The following is a 17,374-nucleotide window of genomic DNA, read 5'->3' on the forward strand; positions in this document are numbered from 1 at the left end:
CACTTTCCTCAATATCAGTGTACATCGCGCGTTAATTTACAGGGGTATAGTATACAGGTTGTGTCCCTCAATATGTAGACGATCTGAGCTATCACAGGCCGCTGAACTCAGGCGCCGCATGGCATTTTCCCATACTGGTTGCTTTCGCTGCGCCTCTTCTGAAAATTAAACGTTCTAACCTTAATAATTCCTTAATGAAACTGTAGTAAAAGTCATCAGTGTACTGACAAACTTGGGTTATCTGATGAGAAACCGCACAAATATGTTGAGTGTTATTATTCCGTTGTATAACGCGGGTGATAGTTTTCGGGATTGCATGGAATCTTTGATCGCACAGACATGGGCTGCGATAGAGATCATTATTGTGGATGACGGTTCAACGGATAACTCTGTTGATATTGCAAGACATTATGCTGATAACTATTCCCATGTCCGGTTGTTACATCAGGCTAACGCCGGGGCATCTGTCGCGCGTAATCGTGGTCTGGCAGTGGCCAAAGGGGATTATGTCGCATTTGTCGATGCCGATGACCTGGTTTATCCCAATATGTATGAAACCCTGATGACCATGGCGCTTCAGGATGACCTCGATCTGGCACAGTGCAATTCTGATTGGTGCATTTTCGAAACGGGGGACACCTGGCAATCAATACCGACGGACCGTCTGCGGTCTACGGGTGTATTGACCGGCCCCGACTGGTTACGTATGGCATTGGCTTCACGCCGTTGGACGCATGTGGTCTGGATGGGGGTTTATCGCAGAGATGTTATCGAGAAAAACAAGATAGCGTTTATTCCAGGGTTGCATCATCAGGATATTGTATGGACGACGGAGTTTATGTTTAACGCCAAACGTGTGCGATATACCGAGCAATCATTGTATAAATACTTCTTACACGATCAATCAGTTAGCCGTCTTAAAAGACAAGGCTTAAAAAATCTCAATTACCAACGCCACTATATTAAAATTACACGGTTATTGGATAAGTTGAATCGTGAATATGCGGGTCGGATTACTATTTATCCGGAATTTCATCAGCAAATAACCTATGAAGCATTACGCGTTTGCCACGCAGTACGCAAAGAGCCGGATGTCCATATTCGTCAACGCATGATTGCAGAGATTTTTGTCTCTGGTATGTATAAACGCATGATTACTAACGTACGCAGCGCCAAAGTTTTGTACCAGGCGCTGCTATGGTCATTCCGTCTCTGGAAATGGCGCGATAAAACATCCTCGCCTTCTCGTATTGCCCGTAAAACGCTTAATTTACGTTAGCGTTCATAGCGCTGGGTGAGGATGTATTCCCCCAGCCCTGCCATTGCAGGCGTATGTACTGCACCAGCGTGCTTTGGGTGATGCTTTCACCGAGCACGCTGAAGAAGCGGCTGGCGTAAACCGGCTCTAACGGCTGCTTCGGTTTGCATAATCTCACCCCGCGGAAAGGATTACGTGGCGCATCAGGTTTACCATTCTTCGGCGGTGTAAGGTTTGGTCTGGAGGTGTCTACCTGTGGTTCATTGAGCAGGCTGCTTGGGCGAACCAGCGTAATGTCCGCAGGCAGGTTATAAAGCATCTGCTGCAGGACGCGAACCGTCGAAGGGTGAGGATGCCCAATGGCAATTGCTGAACCGTTGCGGCGCGCAAGCTCAACGGCCCGATTAAACTGACGGCGAATATCGGCTTCGTTTTGCGTGTCATCCAGGAAGACTTTGCGTTTGATAACCTTCACGCCGGTTCCTGATGCTGCGCGCATTGCCTGACTGTTGCCGATGGTCATACTGTCCAGGAAGTAGAGATCGTAGCGTTCCAGCGCCTGCATCACCTTCTGCATGCCGAACAGGCTGGAGGTCATCGCGCTGCCCATATGGTTGTTCAGCCCGACCGCATTCGGTACTTTGCTTACCGCGTCGCGAATAATCCGCTCAATCTCTTCGCTGCTCATTTCCGGGCGCAAAGTATCTTTCTCTAACGGCTGTTTGCTCAGCGGCGCCATCGGTAGATGGATTAACACTTCATGCCCGCTGTTATGCGCTTTAATCGCCATTTCACGCGCGTGTGGGGCATTAGGCAGAACGGCAACGGAGAGGGTGGAAGGCATCGCCAGAACCTGATTTTCGGTGTGTGGACGATAGCCGAAATCATCAATAACGATGGCAAGTTTGCCAGCAAAAACAGGTGTTGCGAAGGCCAGCACGCTGGCGAGAGAGAATAATAGACGACGAAATTGAGGCAAAACTTATCTTCCCAACCACGGCTGTGGATTGACCGCCTGACCCTGGCGACGAATTTCGAAATAGAGTGCCGGCCTGCCCTGTCCGCCGCTGCTACCCACAAGTGCAATAGGCTGCCCGGCGCGAACCTGCGTACCGACGCTGACCAGCGCGCTCTGGTTATAACCGTACAGGCTCATATCGCCTTTACCGTGCTCAACGACGACCACCAGGCCGTAGCCCTGCAACCAGTCCGCCAGAATGACGCGACCATCGGCAATGGCTTTAACTTCGGTGCCTTCGGATGCGCCAATAACCATCCCCTTCCAACGTAGCTCACCTTGCAACTGTTCGCCATAACGATGTAGCGTTGGGCCACGAACGGGCCAGAATGCCTGGCCGCGTGGGGAACCTAAACCGCCGGTACGGGACATCAGTGATTTTTCGCTTTCGGTTGGCTTGTAGGTTGAGCCTTTCCGTGACGCATCCTTCTGTTTGTCACGTACGGCCTGCGCCTCGCGTGCTTCACGTTCCGCGCGTGCTTTGGCTGCGGCTTCGGCGCGAGCAATGCTGTTGCGCAGGCGTGATTCGTTGGCGCGCATTTCGCCCAGTTGCTGCTGACCCTGCTGAATCGATGACTCCAGACCCGAGAGCGTCTTCTTGCGTTCATTACGCGCCTGCTCCAGCTTAGCCTGCTGAGCGCGCTGTTCGTACAGCAACGTCTGCTGTTCGCTCTGCTTATCTTCCAGCTCGGCTTTTTGCGAGTCGACCTCTTCGCGGGTTTGTTTCAACTGCGCGATGGTTTCCTGCCGCGCCTGGTTCAGATAGCCGAAATAGGCCTGCAGGCGTTGCCCGCGCTGGCTCTCTTCCCCGCTCAGAATGAGCTGAATACCAGTGTGTTCGCCCTGGCGAAACGCTGCGTCAAGTTGCGCTGCCAGGCTACGCTCTTGCGCAGCCCGCTGTTTTTCCAGCTTCGCGAGGGCGGCATTCATCTCTGTGATTTGTGCATTCAGCTGCGCCAGCGAGTTTTGCGTTTCGCGTAGTTGCCTGGCGGCAACGGCGATGGCCTGTTCCTGAGCTTTAAGTTGAGCGAGGAGAGTGGAGCGTTGTTGTTGTTGTTGGCGTACCGCGCGTTCTTTTGCCGCGATATCAGCCTGAATAGATTTGAGCTGATCGCGCTCGTCCGCGTGGGCGGAAAAGGCGCACAGCAATACGCCAGCGCTAAGCGCGCTGGCGTAGAACAAGGGCCTGACTGAAAGCTTTCGCAGTTTCACGGCCCAAGTGATGGTATTAATCGCCTTTCCCCTCATGGGGAGGGATTATTCCACGATGAACAGCGGCTTACCAGTCATCTCTTGCGGGATTTCCATACCCATCAGCGTCAGCATCGTCGGGGCGATATCAGAAAGTTTGCCGCCTTCAACTGCTTTGACGTTTTTACCACCGACATAAATCAGCGGAACGGGCAGGTTGGTGTGTGCTGTATGCGCCTGACCGGTGGACGGATCGCGCATTTGCTCTGCGTTACCGTGGTCGGCGGTGATCAGCAGTTGGCCGCCAACGGATTCAACCGCTTTAGTCACCTGCTCAACGCAGTGATCCAGCGCTTCAACCGCTTTAACCGCAGCTTCCATCACCCCGGTGTGACCAACCATGTCGCCGTTCGGGTAGTTACAAATGATGGTGTCGTATTTTCCGCTCTGAATCGCAGCAACCAGCTTCTCGGTCAGCTCAGCAGAGCTCATTTCCGGCTGCAGATCGTAGGTCGCGACTTTCGGCGAGTTGATCAGGATGCGATCTTCGCCTTTGAACGGCTCTTCTACGCCGCCGTTAAAGAAGAAGGTCACGTGGGCATATTTTTCAGTTTCGGAAATACGCAGCTGCGTTTTGTCATTCTTCGCCATCCACTCGCCAAGGGTGTTGGCCAGAGACGCTGGTGGGTAAGCAACAGCCGTTTTGATGTCGGCTGCGTATTCGGTCAGCATCACAAAGTTGAGGTTAACGACTTTCTTACGGGCGAAGCCGTCGAAGTCAGCGTTAACAAACGCACGGGTGATTTCACGCGCACGGTCAGCACGGAAGTTCATGAAAATCAGCGTATCGCCGTCTTCCATGGCGGCTTCAGCCTGGCCTTCAGCACGGATCACGGTCGCTTTCACGAATTCGTCGTTTTCGTCGCGGGCATAAGCAGCCTGCAGGCCTTCAACAGCCGTAGCGAACTGGAACTCGCCTTTTGCCAGCGTCATCAGGTCATAAGCCTGTTCAACGCGATCCCAACGGTTGTCGCGGTCCATGGCGTAGTAACGACCGATGATGGACGCTACGCGGCCTTTGCCCAGCGCGGCAAATTTCTCTTCGAATTTCTGCAGCGAATGTTCAGCGCTGCGCGGCGGGGTATCACGGCCATCAAGGAAAGCGTGCAGATAGATTTTCTCAGCACCGCGTTCAGCTGCCATTTCGACCATCGCCATGATGTGATCTTCGTGGCTGTGAACGCCGCCAGCAGAGAGCAGGCCCATGATATGAACCGCTTTGCCGCTATTTTTTGCCTGGTCGACCGCATCGGTCAGCACTGGGTTAGCGAAGAAAGTCCGTTCTTTAATTTCAACATCCAGACGGGTCAGGTCCTGATACACGATGCGGCCCGCGCCCAGGTTGACGTGACCCACTTCGGAGTTGCCCATCTGGCGATCGGGCAGGCCGACTTCCAGGCCAGAGGCATCAATCAGGGTATGCGGACGTTTTGCCCACAGAGCATCCATTACCGGGGTTTTGGCATTAAAGATGGCGTTATCCTGGCTGTCTTCACGATAGCCATAGCCATCCAGAATCACCAGTACCATAGGTTTTTTAGAAACCGACATTGCGACAACCTCACACTCAATAGACAAAAATAATTGCGTAATTTTACTACAGCTGAATCGATAAAATAGCCCCAGAAGATCAAATAATCGACCAGAGCGTGTCGCAGAGGGCGCGGATTTACGTTTTTTTTTCCGTAGCGCCCCGCAAAAATGCAATCCAATGAACGCTCTGGCTGTATTTGCGCCAACGCGCAGGTATACTCCTTTCCTGGTTTTTTAATCACTAAGTCGGGAGTTGTTACCCCCCATGCAAGAAATTATGCAATTTGTTAGTCGCCACCCTGTATTGAGTATCGCCTGGATTGCGTTACTGGCGGCTGTATTATTTACCACGTTTAAGAGCCTGACTTCGAAAGTGAAGGTAATTACGCGCGGAGAAGCCACTCGTCTTATCAACAAAGAAGATGCGGTGATTGTGGATTTACGTCAGCGCGACGACTTCCGCAAAGGCCATATCGCGGGCTCCACTAACCTGCTGCCGAGCGAAATCAAAGCCAACAATTTTGGCGAGCTGGAAAAACACAAAAACAAACCTGTTATTGTGGTTGATGGCTCTGGTATGCAGTGCCAGGATTCAGCAACTGCGCTGATTAAAGCCGGTTTTGAGCAGGTATCTGTACTGAAAGACGGCGTAGCGGGCTGGAGTGGCGAGAATCTGCCACTGGTTCGCGGCAAGTAATTTACCCGTCTTCTTTCATGCCGCAGGGTAAAAGAACACTGGAGATAAGTCATGGCCAATATTGAGATCTATACCAAAGCGACCTGCCCGTTTTGCCATCGCGCAAAGGCGCTGTTGAACAGCAAGGGTGTGAGTTTCCAGGAACTTCCGATTGACGGCGATGCCGTGAAGCGTGAAGAGATGATCAAGCGCAGTGGCCGTACAACGGTTCCGCAGATTTTTATTGATGCACAGCACATTGGTGGTTGTGACGACTTGTATGCGTTGGATGCACGTGGTGGACTGGATCCACTGCTGCGTTAAGGCGTACCGAAGTATTTAAAGGACAACACTAAAGGGTTTTCTCAACATGTCAGAACAAAATAACACTGAAATGGCTTTCCAGATCCAACGTATTTATACCAAGGATGTGTCTTTCGAAGCGCCAAATGCACCACATGTTTTCCAGAAAGATTGGCAGCCAGAGGTTAAACTGGATCTTGATACCGCATCTACCCAACTGGCAGATGATGTGTATGAAGTAGTGCTGCGTGTCACCGTAACGGCTTCTCTGGGTGAAGAAACTGCGTTCCTGTGTGAAGTTCAGCAGGGCGGTATTTTCTCCATCAGTGGTATTGAAGGGACTCAGATGGCGCATTGCCTTGGTGCATACTGCCCGAACATTCTGTTCCCGTATGCCCGCGAATGCATCACCAGCCTGGTTTCCCGCGGTACATTCCCGCAACTGAACCTTGCGCCGGTCAACTTTGATGCGCTGTTCATGAACTATTTACAGCAGCAGGCTGGTGAAGGTACTGAAGAACATCAGGATGCCTGATGAACCAAAGTAATGCTTCAATGACTGTGATTGGTGCCGGCTCGTACGGCACCGCTCTTGCCATCACCCTGGCAAGAAATGGCCATCAGGTTGTCCTGTGGGGCCATGATCCTAAACATATCGCGACCCTCGAGCACGATCGCTGCAACGTCGCGTTCCTCCCTGATGTGCCTTTTCCCGAAACGCTGCGCCTGGAAAGTGATTTAGCCACTGCACTGGCCGCCAGTCGTAATATTCTGGTGGTGGTGCCGAGCCACGTCTTTGGCGAAGTGCTGCGCAACATCAAACCGCTGATGCGTCCTGACGCGCGTCTGGTCTGGGCGACAAAGGGTCTGGAAGCGGAAACGGGACGCCTGCTGCAGGACGTCGCGCGTGAAGCGCTGGGGAATTCTATTCCACTGGCGGTTATCTCCGGTCCGACGTTCGCCAAAGAGCTGGCGGCGGGCATGCCGACGGCGATTTCTCTGGCCTCGACGGACGACACCTTTGCTGACGATCTCCAGCAGTTGCTGCACTGTGGCAAGAGCTTCCGCGTTTACAGCAATCCGGATTTCATTGGCGTGCAGCTTGGCGGCGCGGTGAAAAACGTTATTGCGATTGGCGCGGGGATGTCTGACGGCATCGGTTTCGGCGCGAATGCGCGAACCGCATTGATCACCCGTGGACTGACCGAAATGTCTCGCCTTGGCGCGGCGTTGGGTGCCGATCCTGCCACCTTTATGGGGATGGCGGGTTTAGGCGATCTGGTGCTGACCTGTACCGACAACCAGTCGCGTAACCGTCGTTTTGGCATGATGCTCGGCCAAGGGATGGACGTGCAGGGGGCGCAGGACAAGATTGGTCAAGTGGTTGAAGGCTACCGCAATACGAAAGAAGTTCGTGAATTGGCGCACCGTTTTGGTGTTGAGATGCCAATAACCGAGGAAATTTATCAAGTATTGTATTGCGGAAAAAACGCGCGCGAGGCAGCATTGACGTTATTAGGCCGTGCACGCAGGGACGAGCTGAGTCGCCACTAGCTGTAAGGAACTGTTGAATATAACGACCCGACCCGCGAAGAACGGGTCGGTCGTTTTGCTACCTTCTGGAGTACGCAATGCCGTGTGAAGAACTGGATATCGTCTGGAAAAACATTAAAGCGGAAGCCCGGGCACTGGCGGAATGTGAGCCAATGCTGGCCAGTTTTTATCACGCAACGTTGCTCAAGCATGAAAACCTCGGTAGTGCGCTGAGCTATATGCTGGCGAATAAACTCGCTTCTCCGATCATGCCCGCCATTGCCATTCGCGAAGTCGTGGAAGAGGCCTACGCGGCCGATCCTGAAATGATTGCCTCAGCGGCCTGTGATATTCAGGCGGTACGCACGCGTGATCCGGCTGTCGATAAATATTCCACCCCACTTCTGTATCTGAAGGGCTTTCATGCGCTTCAGGCCTACCGTATCGGTCACTGGCTGTGGCATCAGGGACGTCAGGCGCTGGCGATCTTCCTGCAAAATCAGGTGTCCGTTAGCTTCCAGGTAGACATTCACCCGGCGGCAAAAATTGGCCGTGGGATTATGCTCGATCACGCCACTGGTATTGTGGTCGGTGAAACTGCCGTGATTGAAAACGACGTCTCTATTTTGCAATCCGTCACGCTGGGCGGGACCGGTAAAGCCGGCGGTGACCGTCATCCGAAAATTCGTGAAGGCGTGATGATTGGCGCGGGAGCAAAAATTCTCGGTAACATTGAAGTCGGGCGCGGCGCGAAGATTGGCGCAGGTTCCGTCGTTTTACAGCCGGTACCCCCGCATACCACTGCAGCAGGCGTTCCGGCACGCATCGTCGGTAAGCCAGACAGCGATAAGCCGTCCATGGATATGGATCAGCATTTCAACGGGATACATCATACTTTTGAGTATGGAGATGGTATCTGATTTCGAGCTATCTTACCTGGCAGATTGAACCTGAGCTGTGCTCGTCATCCTCACGGACTGCGTGTACGCTCCGGTGACTGTGCGCAGTCCGTGTTCAATCTGTCTGCGCCGATAACGCTCGAAATGAATTTCATCAAATTAATGTAGGTCGGATCAGGCGCTAGCCGCTATCCAACAATCATCAGCTACGCAGTACCGCGCCCGGATACCCTAGCTGGCGCCAGGCCTCATACACCACCACCGACACCGCATTTGACAGGTTCATGCTGCGACTGTCTGGCATCATCGGAATACGAATTTTTTGTTCGGCCGGCAGCGCGTCAAGGATGCTGGCTGGCAGACCGCGTGTTTCCGGACCAAACATCAGATAATCCCCGTCCTGATAGCATACCGCGCTATGCGCTGGCGTACCTTTGGTGGTCAGAGCAAACAGGCGCTGCGGATGTTCTGCGGCGACGAAGGCGGCGTAATCAGGGTGGCGCAGCACGGCGGTAAATTCATGGTAATCCAGCCCCGCGCGACGCAGGCGCTTGTCGTCCCAGGTAAAGCCCATTGGCTCTATAATATGCAGACGAAAGCCGGTGTTGGCGCAAAGACGGATAATATTGCCGGTATTTGGCGGGATTTCTGGTTCGAATAAAACGATGTTAAGCATACTGCCCCCTTGATAACGGGGGGCAGAATAGCAGAAAGAGCGGGTACTATGCGACGGTCAGCGCGTGCGGTTTATAGCGTTGCAGCTTGTAAATTGTCGCGGCAGCAGCGACCAGGGCCGGAAGGCTGAGGAACATTAAGATACTGTCTGCCTGCCATTGCAGGGAAAGCAACTGGGCGCTCATCATCGTTCCGGCTACGCCGCCGAAGCGGCCCACGCCCTGCATCCAGGCAATGCCCGTCGCACGGCAGTGGGTTGGATAAAACGTGGCGGCCAGCGTCTGCAGCCCGGACTGCGCGCCGTTCATGGTAATCCCCATCAGGAAGATCAGTGCGCCGAACAAGATGATGTGGTTATGTTCAAACCCGAGAGCGAGGGCAAACAGCATCGTCAGAATAAAGCCAAGTGACACCACTTTATGGGCTTCCCAGCGGTCCATTAACCAACCGGCCAGCAGGATCCCTGCCGTACCGCCAAAGGTAAACAGCGATGTCAGCCAGGCGGATTCGGCCAGCGGATAGCCCATTCCCAGCATCAGCGTTGGCATCCAGCTCAGCAGCACGTAATAGATAACCAGCCCCATAAAGTAGGTCATCCAGATCATCAGCGTACCCGGCAGCCAGGGCATACTAAATAACTGTGCCACGCTGCTTTTTTTGACCGTGATACGGTCTTCATCCAGATAATACTGGGTAACCTGTTCCAGACTTCCCGACATAAAGCGTTGAGCAATGCGTTTAATCTGTGCAACCCCTTTACCGCGGTGAACCAGATACTTAACCGACTCTGGCAGGAACAGCACCAACAGTGCGGTGAGGACCAGCGGGGCGATCGCACCAGCAAGCAGAACACTGTGCCAGCCGTAGTTGGGGATCAGCCAGGAGGAGATCACGCCGCCGCCCGCAGCCCCTAACGGAAAGCCACAGTACATGGTGTTAATCGCCATTGAACGACAGCGTTTCGGGGCGAATTCTGACACCAGGGTGATGGCATTGGGCATTGCCGCGCCAAGCCCAAGCCCGGTGAGAAAGCGCCAAAACGTGAGCATATTCAGCGTCTGGGCATAGGCGGTTCCCAGACTGGCGAGGCCAAAGAACAGACAGGAAAAGACCAGGACGCGCTTACGACCCATACGATCGGAAATCGGTCCGGCCAGCAGGGCACCAAATGAGAGGCCCAATAGCGCGGCGCTTAACACCGGTCCAAGATCTTGTTTCTTGATCCCCCAGTCGGCTGAAAGCGTGGGGGCAATATAGCCCATCGCCGCCGTATCGAAGCCGTCAATGGCTAAAACCAGAAAACCCAGGACAATAATGACCCAGTGGAAGCGCGAAAAAGCACTGTCATCTATCGCCTGCTGGATATTCACTTTTCCGGAATAAGCCATGTCACCCTCGCCCGTTATGATGGTTGTTATATGTATAAAATGCTGTTGTATTAGCTTGTCTATACATTTGGCAGGTGGATAAAAAGTTGTCAAATATATTGGTTGTAAATGTTAACTAGTCGTTATTTTTGGATAAAAAATGGTCGGGCTGAAAACAGACCGACCATTCAGAAAATGGGGTTTACGGGGATGTTGTTACGCTGCGCTACCCTGGACCAGAGGTGCCAGCGCGGCAGGCAGGCTCTTACCCAGTTCCTGTACCAGCGAATCACGGCTGATTTCGCTAATCGACTTCGCACCGGTCAGGGTCATCGCCACCTTCATCTCTTTCTCGATCAGGTTCAGCAGATTCGCCACACCGGCCTGGCCGTGGGTCGCCAGCGCGTACAGATAAGCACGCCCCAGCAGCACGCTATCCGCGCCCAGCGCTATCATGCGTACAACGTCCAGACCATTGCGGATCCCGCTATCAGCCAGAATGGTAATATCGCCTTTCACCGCATCGGCAATGGCGGGCAGCGCACGAGCTGAAGACAGCACGCCATCTAACTGACGGCCACCGTGGTTAGAGACAACGATACCATCCGCGCCAAAGCGTACGGCGTCGCGGGCATCTTCAGGGTCGAGGATCCCTTTGATCACCATCGGACCATCCCAGAATTCACGGATCCACTCGAGGTCTTTCCAGGAAATCGACGGATCGAAGTTATTCGCCAGCCAGCCGATGTAATCTTCAAGGCCGGTGGGTTTGCCCAGATAAGTCGAAATATTGCCTAAATCATGCGGGCGACCGTTCAGACCAACGTCCCATGCCCACTGTGGATGAGTGACTGCTTGCCAGTAGCGGCGCAGTGCCGCATTTGGGCCGCTCATACCGGAATGGGCATCACGGTAGCGTGCGCCAGGCGTTGGCATATCGACGGTAAAGACCAGCGTGGAGCAACCCGCCGCTTTGGCGCGCTCCAGTGCGTTACGCATAAAACCGCGATCGCGCAGAACATACAGCTGGAACCACATCGGACGCTTGATGGTCGGGGCGACTTCTTCAATCGGACATACGGACACTGTGGAAAGCGTAAACGGAATGCCTTTGGCATCAGCGGCGGCGGCGGCCTGAACCTCGCCCCGGCGTGCGTACATGCCGCACAAACCGACAGGCGCGAGGGCTACCGGCATGGAGAGTGTTTCGTTGAACAGCTTGGTTTCCAGGCTCAGGTCAGACATATTCTTCAGTACGCGCTGGCGCAGCGCCACCTCTGACAGGTCTGCCACGTTACGGCGCAAGGTGTGCTCGGCATACGCCCCGCCGTCAATATAGTGGAACAAGAAGGGGGGCAGGATGCGCTGGGCTGCGGCGCGATAGTCGCTGGCTGCTGAAATAATCATGTGTTGTTCTCCCTGCTATTCTCACCAGGATCACCGGGCAGGCGAGTAATACGCGCCTGCCGGGCCTGATCTTCATCAAATCGTTTAATTGTGGTGTGGACAAAACTGAGGTGCGCCATCATGGCCTTACGCGCCCCGTCGGCATCCCCGGCAACAATGGCGTCCAGCACGGCCTGATGCTGCGCCGTCAGTTGAGAAAATACCGGCGGTACCAGGTACATACGTTGGCGGCTCTGTTTTACCGAAGACTGCAGGACGTCGAAGAAACCGCGCATGGTCTGCAACAGCACCACGTTGTGTGAGGCTTCCGCAATGGCGAGATGAAAGCGAACGTCAGCCTGCGAGGCGAGATCCGGATCTTCGCTTTGCGTGGCCTCGAAACAGAGCCTGATTTTCTCTTTATCCGCGGCGGTGGCCCGCATGGCTGCGTGCCAGGCGGTACTGGCTTCGATGGCGTGGCGGGCCTCCAGAATATCGAAACTGTAATCAGGATCGTCCGCCAGCAGGGTTTTCAGCGGCTGAACGATGTTTTGTTCAGACCAGGCCTCATGCTGCCAGCGGATAAACGTCCCGCCGCCACGACGGCTAATCAGTACGCCTTCACTGACCAGTTTTGCTAACGCCTCGCGCAGCGAGTTACGCGATACGCCGAGCTGTACGGCCAGTTGGCGCTCAGCGGGCAACTTCATGCCCGCCTCCAGCTGTTGTTCTTCAATCAGCGCCCGCACACGAGATGCGACTTCGTCTGACAGGCGTCTGGGCATCACTATCATGGAATCATCCAGGTTAAGACATAGGCCTGCAGCGTGGTAATCACACCCACCATGCAGGTGAAAATCAGGCTGTGTTTCACGGTAAAGCGGAACAGGTCAGACTCTTTCCCCACTAATCCCACTGCCGCACAGGCGATAGCGATAGATTGCGGCGAGATCATCTTGCCGGTCACGCCGCCGGTGGTATTTGCCGCCACCATCAGCACATCCGAAACGCCGATTTGCTGAGCAGCCGTAGCCTGCAGGGCGGCAAACAGTGCGTTTGATGAGGTGTCGGACCCGGTCAGAAATACCCCCAGCCAGCCGAGGAACGGTGAGAAGAAGGTAAACGCGCTGCCGGTGTGTGCCAGGGCCAACGCCAGGGTTGATGAAAGCCCGGAGTAGTTTGAGATAAACGCGAATGCCAGCACCATTCCGATGGAGTAAATAGGTAATGCCAGATCTTTCAGTGTGCTGCCAAAAGTCTGCAGCGCTGCGGACGGCTTCATCTTCAACCAGACGATAGACAGCAGGGCGGCAAACAAAATCGCGGTACCGGTTGCGGAGAACCAGTCAAATTTATACACCGCCGCGTAGGCTGTGGCTTCGTGTACGACCGGCGGCATACGGGCAACCAGCTTATCGAGGTACGGAACCGGAATATTGACCACCCAGTGGTACATCGCGCCGCCTGGCGCAAACAGCGCTTTAAACGGCGGTACGCTCCACAGCGTGACGGTGGCGGTCAGGAACAGGAACGGAGACCAGGCGCGGACCACCTGTCCAGCGGTATAGTGGGTGCGGGCCAGCGTCTGATCGACCTGTGAAGCGCCCATATCGCCAAAGCGGAAGATGCGTACCGGCTGCCAGCGTTTCAGGAACAGCGTCAGGCAGACCAGCGAAACCAGAGACGAGATAATGTCTGGCAGTTCCGGCCCGATAAAGTTAGAGCTGAGGTACTGCGCGATAGCAAACGAGCCGCCAGCGACCATCACCGCAGGCCAGGTCTCTTTTACGCCGCGCCAGCCATCCATAATCGCCATAATCCAGAACAACACGATAATGGTCAGGAACGGTAACTGACGGCCCACCATCTGACCAATCTCGAAGCTATCCAGCCCGGTAACCTGACCGGCAACCAGAATCGGAATGCCCATTGCGCCAAAAGCGACCGGAGCGGTGTTTACGATCAGGCACAAACCTGCCGCGTACAGAGGATTAAAGCCCAGACCAACCAGCAGTGCGGCGGTAATCGCTACCGGAGCGCCAAATCCTGCCGCCCCTTCGAGGAATGCCCCAAAGGAGAAACCGACAATCAGCATTTGCAAACGTTGGTCCGGGGTAATCGAGAGTATCGAGGAGCGGATGATGTCGAACTGCCCGGTTTTCACCGAGATTTTATAGACGAATACCGCGGCGATAATGATCCAGGCAATTGGCCACAAACCATAGAAGAAGCCGTATACCACGGAAGCCAGAGCGTGATCGACCGGCATTTTGTAAAACAGCAGGGCGACCGTCAGAGCGATCACCACCGTCCATGACGCCGCAACATAGCCTTTCAGCTTGAGCTTAATCAGGGCGAAGAAAAAGAACAGGATAGGGAGCGATGCGATCAGACTGGAAAGCCAGATGTTACCGGCCGGGTCGTAGTTCTGTTGCCAGAGATTCATTGCAGGTCTCCTGGGGGCCGCCGACATAATGGAATGAGTCTGTGCTCATCTCCTGGTCACATTATGTGTAAAAGTGGCCCTGCCAATATTGTTGTGTAGGGGTAATGACAATGAATGGTTAATCAAATGTTATTTATTGGCAACGGTATTGTACGCACATTTTAATGAAATGTGAGGTGCTGGTAGGATCTGGCTGAAATTGGTAGGGCCAATTGCGAGGAGAAGGGAAGGACCGGGCAAGCGAATGTTGCCCGGTGGGAGATCAGAACTCGCTCTTCGCGAAGCCCGTCATCTCTTTCAGGCCCATTTCACGGCCAAGCTCGGTCATCGGGTGAACGACGATCAGGCCGCGCACGCTCTTCTTCAGCTTGCCCATGTCGGCCTGTTCTTTTTTGGTGATAGCACGACGGAAAGGAAGTTTCGCCAGCTTTTGCGCTTCTTTGCTCAGCTTCTGGCCGTGGACGTCACGCAGACGCGCGATCTCGGTTTCCAGCGTTTCTTTCTCTTGCTCCAGCTCGGCATATTTGTCGGCGGCTTCAACCAGGGACAGGTCTGCCTGCTGGTGGCGGATAGCGTCCAGACGATCGCTCAGGCGTTTAATTTCGTTTTTTTCGACTTCTTTCATAGGATAGCTTCTGATAAAAATAGGATGAATATCCTATAGTATGCGCGCAGAGCGGGATTATTCACAACTAATCGCAGATAAATAATCAAATGTTGCAAGTATTATTCAGCTAATGAAAATACTACTATTTTGATTAATAAGGAATTTTAAGTGATAAGGTCGGCCGTGGTGCTTTTTATTGACGGGTTCATAGTGAAGCACGTTTTCCTCAATATAATCGCCCAACCGATCCTAAACTTAAATGAGCAACCGCGCAGGCTGAGCGCGGTTAATACATGGAGGAGGGAAGATTATGGCGAAAATAGGTGAGAACGTTTCGGCCCTTATTGATAAGACGGTCGATTTTATGGCTTCAAGCCAGGCTTTTCGCGAATATCTGAATAAAACACCACCGCGCAACGTTGTCCCTACTGAAATACCGCAGGAGAATGCGCAGCTGTATCTGCAACGTCTGGCGTATTATCGGCAGCTGTATCGACCGCAGCAGGAAGAGAAGTAAGCCTGCAGGGTCTTATTTTTGAAAGGCTTTTTTTAAGCTGATTTTAGAAATCAGCTCGGTCAGGGAAAGTACCATCGTGGAGCGTACCATCTGCTGGTAGCGCTGAATCTGCATTGCGTGCAAACCTGAGTCTGAGGTATCAAACTGCGGTGGCGGCGGGAGTGCCGTCACGCAGTGGAGTTCGCCAAACGGGCCAAGAATTTCGTCGTCGGTGAACGCGTATTCATTACCGTCATGGTTTAACTCTTCCCGCAGCGCCATCAGAAGCTCCGCATCTTCATACTCCGGCCGGCTGAGTACGCCCAGACCGTAAATTAGCTTCAGACGAACGGAAAGATCGCCCAGCGGACCGTCGCCGTCGAGCAGGGGTTCTACGGCATATTTTACCGCATAGTCATCTTTGCGAAATACCTGAAGCACAAGGATATTCACCGCTTCGGTGAGCAGTTCTACGGCGGTGATGAGGAAGCTGCGTACGGTTTTGCCAGCATTCAGACGCTCAAGCACACGATTTTCAAAGGCCTGCGTTTGTTCCATTATTGCCTGCATATCTGACAATCTGTCATTTGGGCGCAGGCTGACCTGCGCCACATTCTCTATCATTTGGTTGCGTTATATGCGTTAACCGCCTCCGCCACCACATCACTGTTGGCATCCAGACCGGAAACCTGTGCCAGCGCGGCCTGTGGACCTTTTTCGTCAATCAGCGCGGCCAGTTCCTGGGCCTGCGGATCTTCTTCACTGCGATAGTGCATCGCTGCAGCAATACCGGTGACCAGATTCGCGTGCGGCAGGCCATACTCCAGCGTGCCCAGCAGCGGTTTAATCAGACGGTCGCCCGCGCTCAGTTTACGCAGCGGCTGACGACCCACGCGCTCAACGTCATCTTTCAGATACGGGTTTTCAAAGCGACCGAGGATTTTCTGAATGTATGCCGCATGTTTTGCTGCATCAAAGCCATAGCGTTTGATCAGTACCGCGCCGCTCTCTTCCATCGCACCTTTTACCACTGCACGGATTTTCTCGTCGAGAATCGCGTCCCGGATGGTCTGATGACCGGTCAATTTTCCGAGGTACGCGGTTATAGCATGCCCGGTGTTCAGCGTGAAGAGTTTACGTTCGACAAATGCCATCAGGTTATCAGTTAATTCCATTCCCGGGATGTCAGGCAGTTCGCCTTTGAACTGTGTTTTGTCGACAATCCACTCACTGAAGGTTTCGACGGTGACTTCCAGCGGATCGTTGGTCGCAGAAGCCGAAGGGGGAACAATGCGGTCCACGGCGGAATCGACGAAGCCAACATGTTCTTCAACCCAGGATTTGTCTTCATCTGCCAGCGCGTTCATAACGTGGCCTTTCAACTGGGTGGTTCCGCGCACCATGTTTTCACAGGCGATAATATTCAGCGGAGTGGCGATGCCCTGCGCTTTGCGTTTAACCAGCCCTTTGGCGATGGCCGGAGCGATACGCTCAAGCACAACCGGACCGACGGCGGTAGTGACTAAATCTACGTGGGCAATCAGGTCGACAACATCATCGCCGATGCTGCTTACGGCGTTGACGCCGGAAACGGTATCAACCTGCTCGTTTTCACCCACCACATGAACCTGATAGCTATGACGGGCATTCAGGGCATCGAGCACGACCTGGTTTACATCCGCGAACGTCAGTTGTATCCCCGCGTCCGCCAGCAGTTTGCCGATAAAGCCACGACCGATATTACCTGCGCCAAAATGTAATGCTTTCATAGTATTAACCTTCATTAATGTTTTTACCCAAGAGGGCTGGGGTGAGGCGTTTCCCTCAACCTAACCCTCTCCACAAGGGAGAGGATATCGCCTTCATATTTCGAACTGCAGATGCGTTGGCTCTCCTCGCTCACCCCAGTCACGTACTTATGTACGC

The 17,374-nt window shown here is 53.8% G+C and carries 18 protein-coding genes; 7 read left to right on the top strand and 11 right to left on the bottom strand.

Translation table 11 applies throughout. The features are described 5' to 3' along the window. Nucleotides 1-244 precede the first annotated feature (244 nt). Complete coding sequence (locus tag HV345_RS00590) at nucleotides 245-1,279, top strand: glycosyltransferase (RefSeq protein WP_049042810.1); 1,035 nt, start codon at nucleotides 245-247, stop codon at nucleotides 1,277-1,279. Here the strand turns inward: HV345_RS00590 and HV345_RS00595 are convergent. From HV345_RS00595 to gpmM, 3 genes are read right to left on the bottom strand one after another with little or no spacing between them, the layout of a single operon-like run. After that, nucleotides 1,266-2,237: a divergent polysaccharide deacetylase family protein gene (locus HV345_RS00595; protein WP_104651739.1), complete on the bottom strand. Its 972-nt coding sequence runs from the start codon at nucleotides 2,235-2,237 to the stop codon at nucleotides 1,266-1,268. The two genes, HV345_RS00590 and HV345_RS00595, sit on opposite strands and share 14 nt — an antisense overlap. Nucleotides 2,238-2,240: 3 nt before the next feature. Next, complete coding sequence (envC, locus tag HV345_RS00600; RefSeq protein WP_231390992.1) at nucleotides 2,241-3,500, bottom strand: murein hydrolase activator EnvC; 1,260 nt, start codon at nucleotides 3,498-3,500, stop codon at nucleotides 2,241-2,243. Between the two features lie 33 nt (nucleotides 3,501-3,533). Beyond that, nucleotides 3,534-5,078: a 2,3-bisphosphoglycerate-independent phosphoglycerate mutase gene (gene gpmM, locus HV345_RS00605; protein ID WP_016154967.1), complete on the bottom strand. Its 1,545-nt coding sequence runs from the start codon at nucleotides 5,076-5,078 to the stop codon at nucleotides 3,534-3,536. Nucleotides 5,079-5,325: 247 nt separating this feature from the next. On the opposite strand from gpmM, the gene HV345_RS00610 reads away from it, so the two are divergent. From HV345_RS00610 to cysE, 5 genes are all read left to right on the top strand, one after another. Then, nucleotides 5,326-5,757 carry a rhodanese-like domain-containing protein gene (locus tag HV345_RS00610; protein WP_005120473.1) on the top strand — a complete coding sequence of 144 codons (432 nt, stop codon included), beginning with the start codon at nucleotides 5,326-5,328 and terminating at the stop codon, nucleotides 5,755-5,757. A gap of 51 nt (nucleotides 5,758-5,808) precedes the next feature. Beyond that, nucleotides 5,809-6,060, top strand: coding sequence for a glutaredoxin 3 (gene grxC / locus HV345_RS00615; RefSeq protein WP_003024152.1), 252 nt, complete (start codon nucleotides 5,809-5,811; stop codon nucleotides 6,058-6,060). Between the two features lie 46 nt (nucleotides 6,061-6,106). After that, nucleotides 6,107-6,574 (top strand): protein-export chaperone SecB, encoded by a 468-nt coding sequence (gene secB / locus HV345_RS00620; RefSeq protein ID WP_003024155.1) that lies wholly within the window; start codon nucleotides 6,107-6,109, stop codon nucleotides 6,572-6,574. Beyond that, the gene (gene gpsA, locus HV345_RS00625) at nucleotides 6,574-7,593 is read left to right on the top strand and encodes an NAD(P)H-dependent glycerol-3-phosphate dehydrogenase (protein WP_016154966.1); all 1,020 of its coding nucleotides are present in this window, start codon (nucleotides 6,574-6,576) and stop codon (nucleotides 7,591-7,593) included. The genes secB and gpsA overlap by 1 nt, the downstream gene beginning before the upstream one ends. Nucleotides 7,594-7,670: 77 nt before the next feature. Then, a complete protein-coding gene (gene cysE, locus HV345_RS00630; protein WP_016154965.1) occupies nucleotides 7,671-8,492 on the top strand; it encodes a serine O-acetyltransferase in 822 nt (273 codons plus the stop codon). Nucleotides 8,493-8,673: 181 nt separating this feature from the next. Here cysE and trmL read toward each other — a convergent pair whose 3' ends face one another. The 6 genes from trmL to HV345_RS00660 form a co-directional block, all read right to left on the bottom strand. Beyond that, entirely contained in the window at nucleotides 8,674-9,147 is a 474-nt protein-coding gene (trmL, locus tag HV345_RS00635; RefSeq protein ID WP_016157744.1) for a tRNA (uridine(34)/cytosine(34)/5-carboxymethylaminomethyluridine(34)-2'-O)-methyltransferase TrmL, read from the bottom strand. A 46-nt stretch (nucleotides 9,148-9,193) separates the two neighbouring features. Next, nucleotides 9,194-10,534: an aromatic acid/H+ symport family MFS transporter gene (locus tag HV345_RS00640; protein ID WP_181636148.1), complete on the bottom strand. Its 1,341-nt coding sequence runs from the start codon at nucleotides 10,532-10,534 to the stop codon at nucleotides 9,194-9,196. Between the two features lie 195 nt (nucleotides 10,535-10,729). Beyond that, nucleotides 10,730-11,920 (bottom strand): FMN-dependent L-lactate dehydrogenase LldD, encoded by a 1,191-nt coding sequence (gene lldD, locus HV345_RS00645; protein WP_016154962.1) that lies wholly within the window; start codon nucleotides 11,918-11,920, stop codon nucleotides 10,730-10,732. Further along, entirely contained in the window at nucleotides 11,917-12,693 is a 777-nt protein-coding gene (gene lldR / locus HV345_RS00650; RefSeq protein WP_003024170.1) for a transcriptional regulator LldR, read from the bottom strand. The genes lldD and lldR overlap by 4 nt, the downstream gene beginning before the upstream one ends. Then, the gene (gene lldP / locus HV345_RS00655; RefSeq protein ID WP_016154960.1) at nucleotides 12,690-14,345 is read right to left on the bottom strand and encodes an L-lactate permease; all 1,656 of its coding nucleotides are present in this window, start codon (nucleotides 14,343-14,345) and stop codon (nucleotides 12,690-12,692) included. The genes lldR and lldP overlap by 4 nt, the downstream gene beginning before the upstream one ends. A gap of 262 nt (nucleotides 14,346-14,607) precedes the next feature. After that, nucleotides 14,608-14,970, bottom strand: a complete 363-nt coding sequence (locus HV345_RS00660) for a YibL family ribosome-associated protein (protein WP_016154959.1) — start codon at nucleotides 14,968-14,970, stop codon at nucleotides 14,608-14,610. Nucleotides 14,971-15,262: 292 nt separating this feature from the next. Here HV345_RS00660 and HV345_RS00665 point away from each other — a divergent pair, with 292 nt between their 5' ends. After that, nucleotides 15,263-15,469, top strand: a complete 207-nt coding sequence (locus tag HV345_RS00665) for a hypothetical protein (RefSeq protein ID WP_016154958.1) — start codon at nucleotides 15,263-15,265, stop codon at nucleotides 15,467-15,469. A 12-nt stretch (nucleotides 15,470-15,481) separates the two neighbouring features. On the opposite strand, the gene mtlR is transcribed toward HV345_RS00665, so the two are convergent. Continuing rightward, the gene (gene mtlR, locus HV345_RS00670) at nucleotides 15,482-16,072 is read right to left on the bottom strand and encodes a mannitol operon repressor MtlR (RefSeq protein WP_005120486.1); all 591 of its coding nucleotides are present in this window, start codon (nucleotides 16,070-16,072) and stop codon (nucleotides 15,482-15,484) included. Further along, nucleotides 16,069-17,217 (bottom strand): mannitol-1-phosphate 5-dehydrogenase, encoded by a 1,149-nt coding sequence (gene mtlD, locus HV345_RS00675; protein WP_016154957.1) that lies wholly within the window; start codon nucleotides 17,215-17,217, stop codon nucleotides 16,069-16,071. The genes mtlR and mtlD overlap by 4 nt, the downstream gene beginning before the upstream one ends. Nucleotides 17,218-17,374 lie beyond the last annotated feature (157 nt).

Source organism: Citrobacter sp. RHBSTW-00986, assembly GCF_013783065.1.
GTDB lineage: Bacteria > Pseudomonadota > Gammaproteobacteria > Enterobacterales > Enterobacteriaceae > Citrobacter > Citrobacter braakii.

Excerpts from the sequence above, each read along its gene's own strand:
- HV345_RS00590 (WP_049042810.1), top strand. The coding sequence starts at position 245 with ATGAGAAACCGCACAAATATGTTGAGTGTTATTATTCCGTTGTATAAC.
- gpmM (WP_016154967.1), bottom strand. The coding sequence starts at position 5,078 with ATGTCGGTTTCTAAAAAACCTATGGTACTGGTGATTCTGGATGGCTAT.
- HV345_RS00610 (WP_005120473.1), top strand. The coding sequence starts at position 5,326 with ATGCAAGAAATTATGCAATTTGTTAGTCGCCACCCTGTATTGAGTATC.
- grxC (WP_003024152.1), top strand. The coding sequence starts at position 5,809 with ATGGCCAATATTGAGATCTATACCAAAGCGACCTGCCCGTTTTGCCAT.
- secB (WP_003024155.1), top strand. The coding sequence starts at position 6,107 with ATGTCAGAACAAAATAACACTGAAATGGCTTTCCAGATCCAACGTATT.
- gpsA (WP_016154966.1), top strand. The coding sequence starts at position 6,574 with ATGAACCAAAGTAATGCTTCAATGACTGTGATTGGTGCCGGCTCGTAC.
- cysE (WP_016154965.1), top strand. The coding sequence starts at position 7,671 with ATGCCGTGTGAAGAACTGGATATCGTCTGGAAAAACATTAAAGCGGAA.
- trmL (WP_016157744.1), bottom strand. The coding sequence starts at position 9,147 with ATGCTTAACATCGTTTTATTCGAACCAGAAATCCCGCCAAATACCGGC.
- HV345_RS00640 (WP_181636148.1), bottom strand. The coding sequence starts at position 10,534 with ATGGCTTATTCCGGAAAAGTGAATATCCAGCAGGCGATAGATGACAGT.
- lldD (WP_016154962.1), bottom strand. The coding sequence starts at position 11,920 with ATGATTATTTCAGCAGCCAGCGACTATCGCGCCGCAGCCCAGCGCATC.
- lldR (WP_003024170.1), bottom strand. The coding sequence starts at position 12,693 with ATGATAGTGATGCCCAGACGCCTGTCAGACGAAGTCGCATCTCGTGTG.
- lldP (WP_016154960.1), bottom strand. The coding sequence starts at position 14,345 with ATGAATCTCTGGCAACAGAACTACGACCCGGCCGGTAACATCTGGCTT.
- HV345_RS00660 (WP_016154959.1), bottom strand. The coding sequence starts at position 14,970 with ATGAAAGAAGTCGAAAAAAACGAAATTAAACGCCTGAGCGATCGTCTG.
- HV345_RS00665 (WP_016154958.1), top strand. The coding sequence starts at position 15,263 with ATGGCGAAAATAGGTGAGAACGTTTCGGCCCTTATTGATAAGACGGTC.
- mtlR (WP_005120486.1), bottom strand. The coding sequence starts at position 16,072 with ATGATAGAGAATGTGGCGCAGGTCAGCCTGCGCCCAAATGACAGATTG.
- mtlD (WP_016154957.1), bottom strand. The coding sequence starts at position 17,217 with ATGAAAGCATTACATTTTGGCGCAGGTAATATCGGTCGTGGCTTTATC.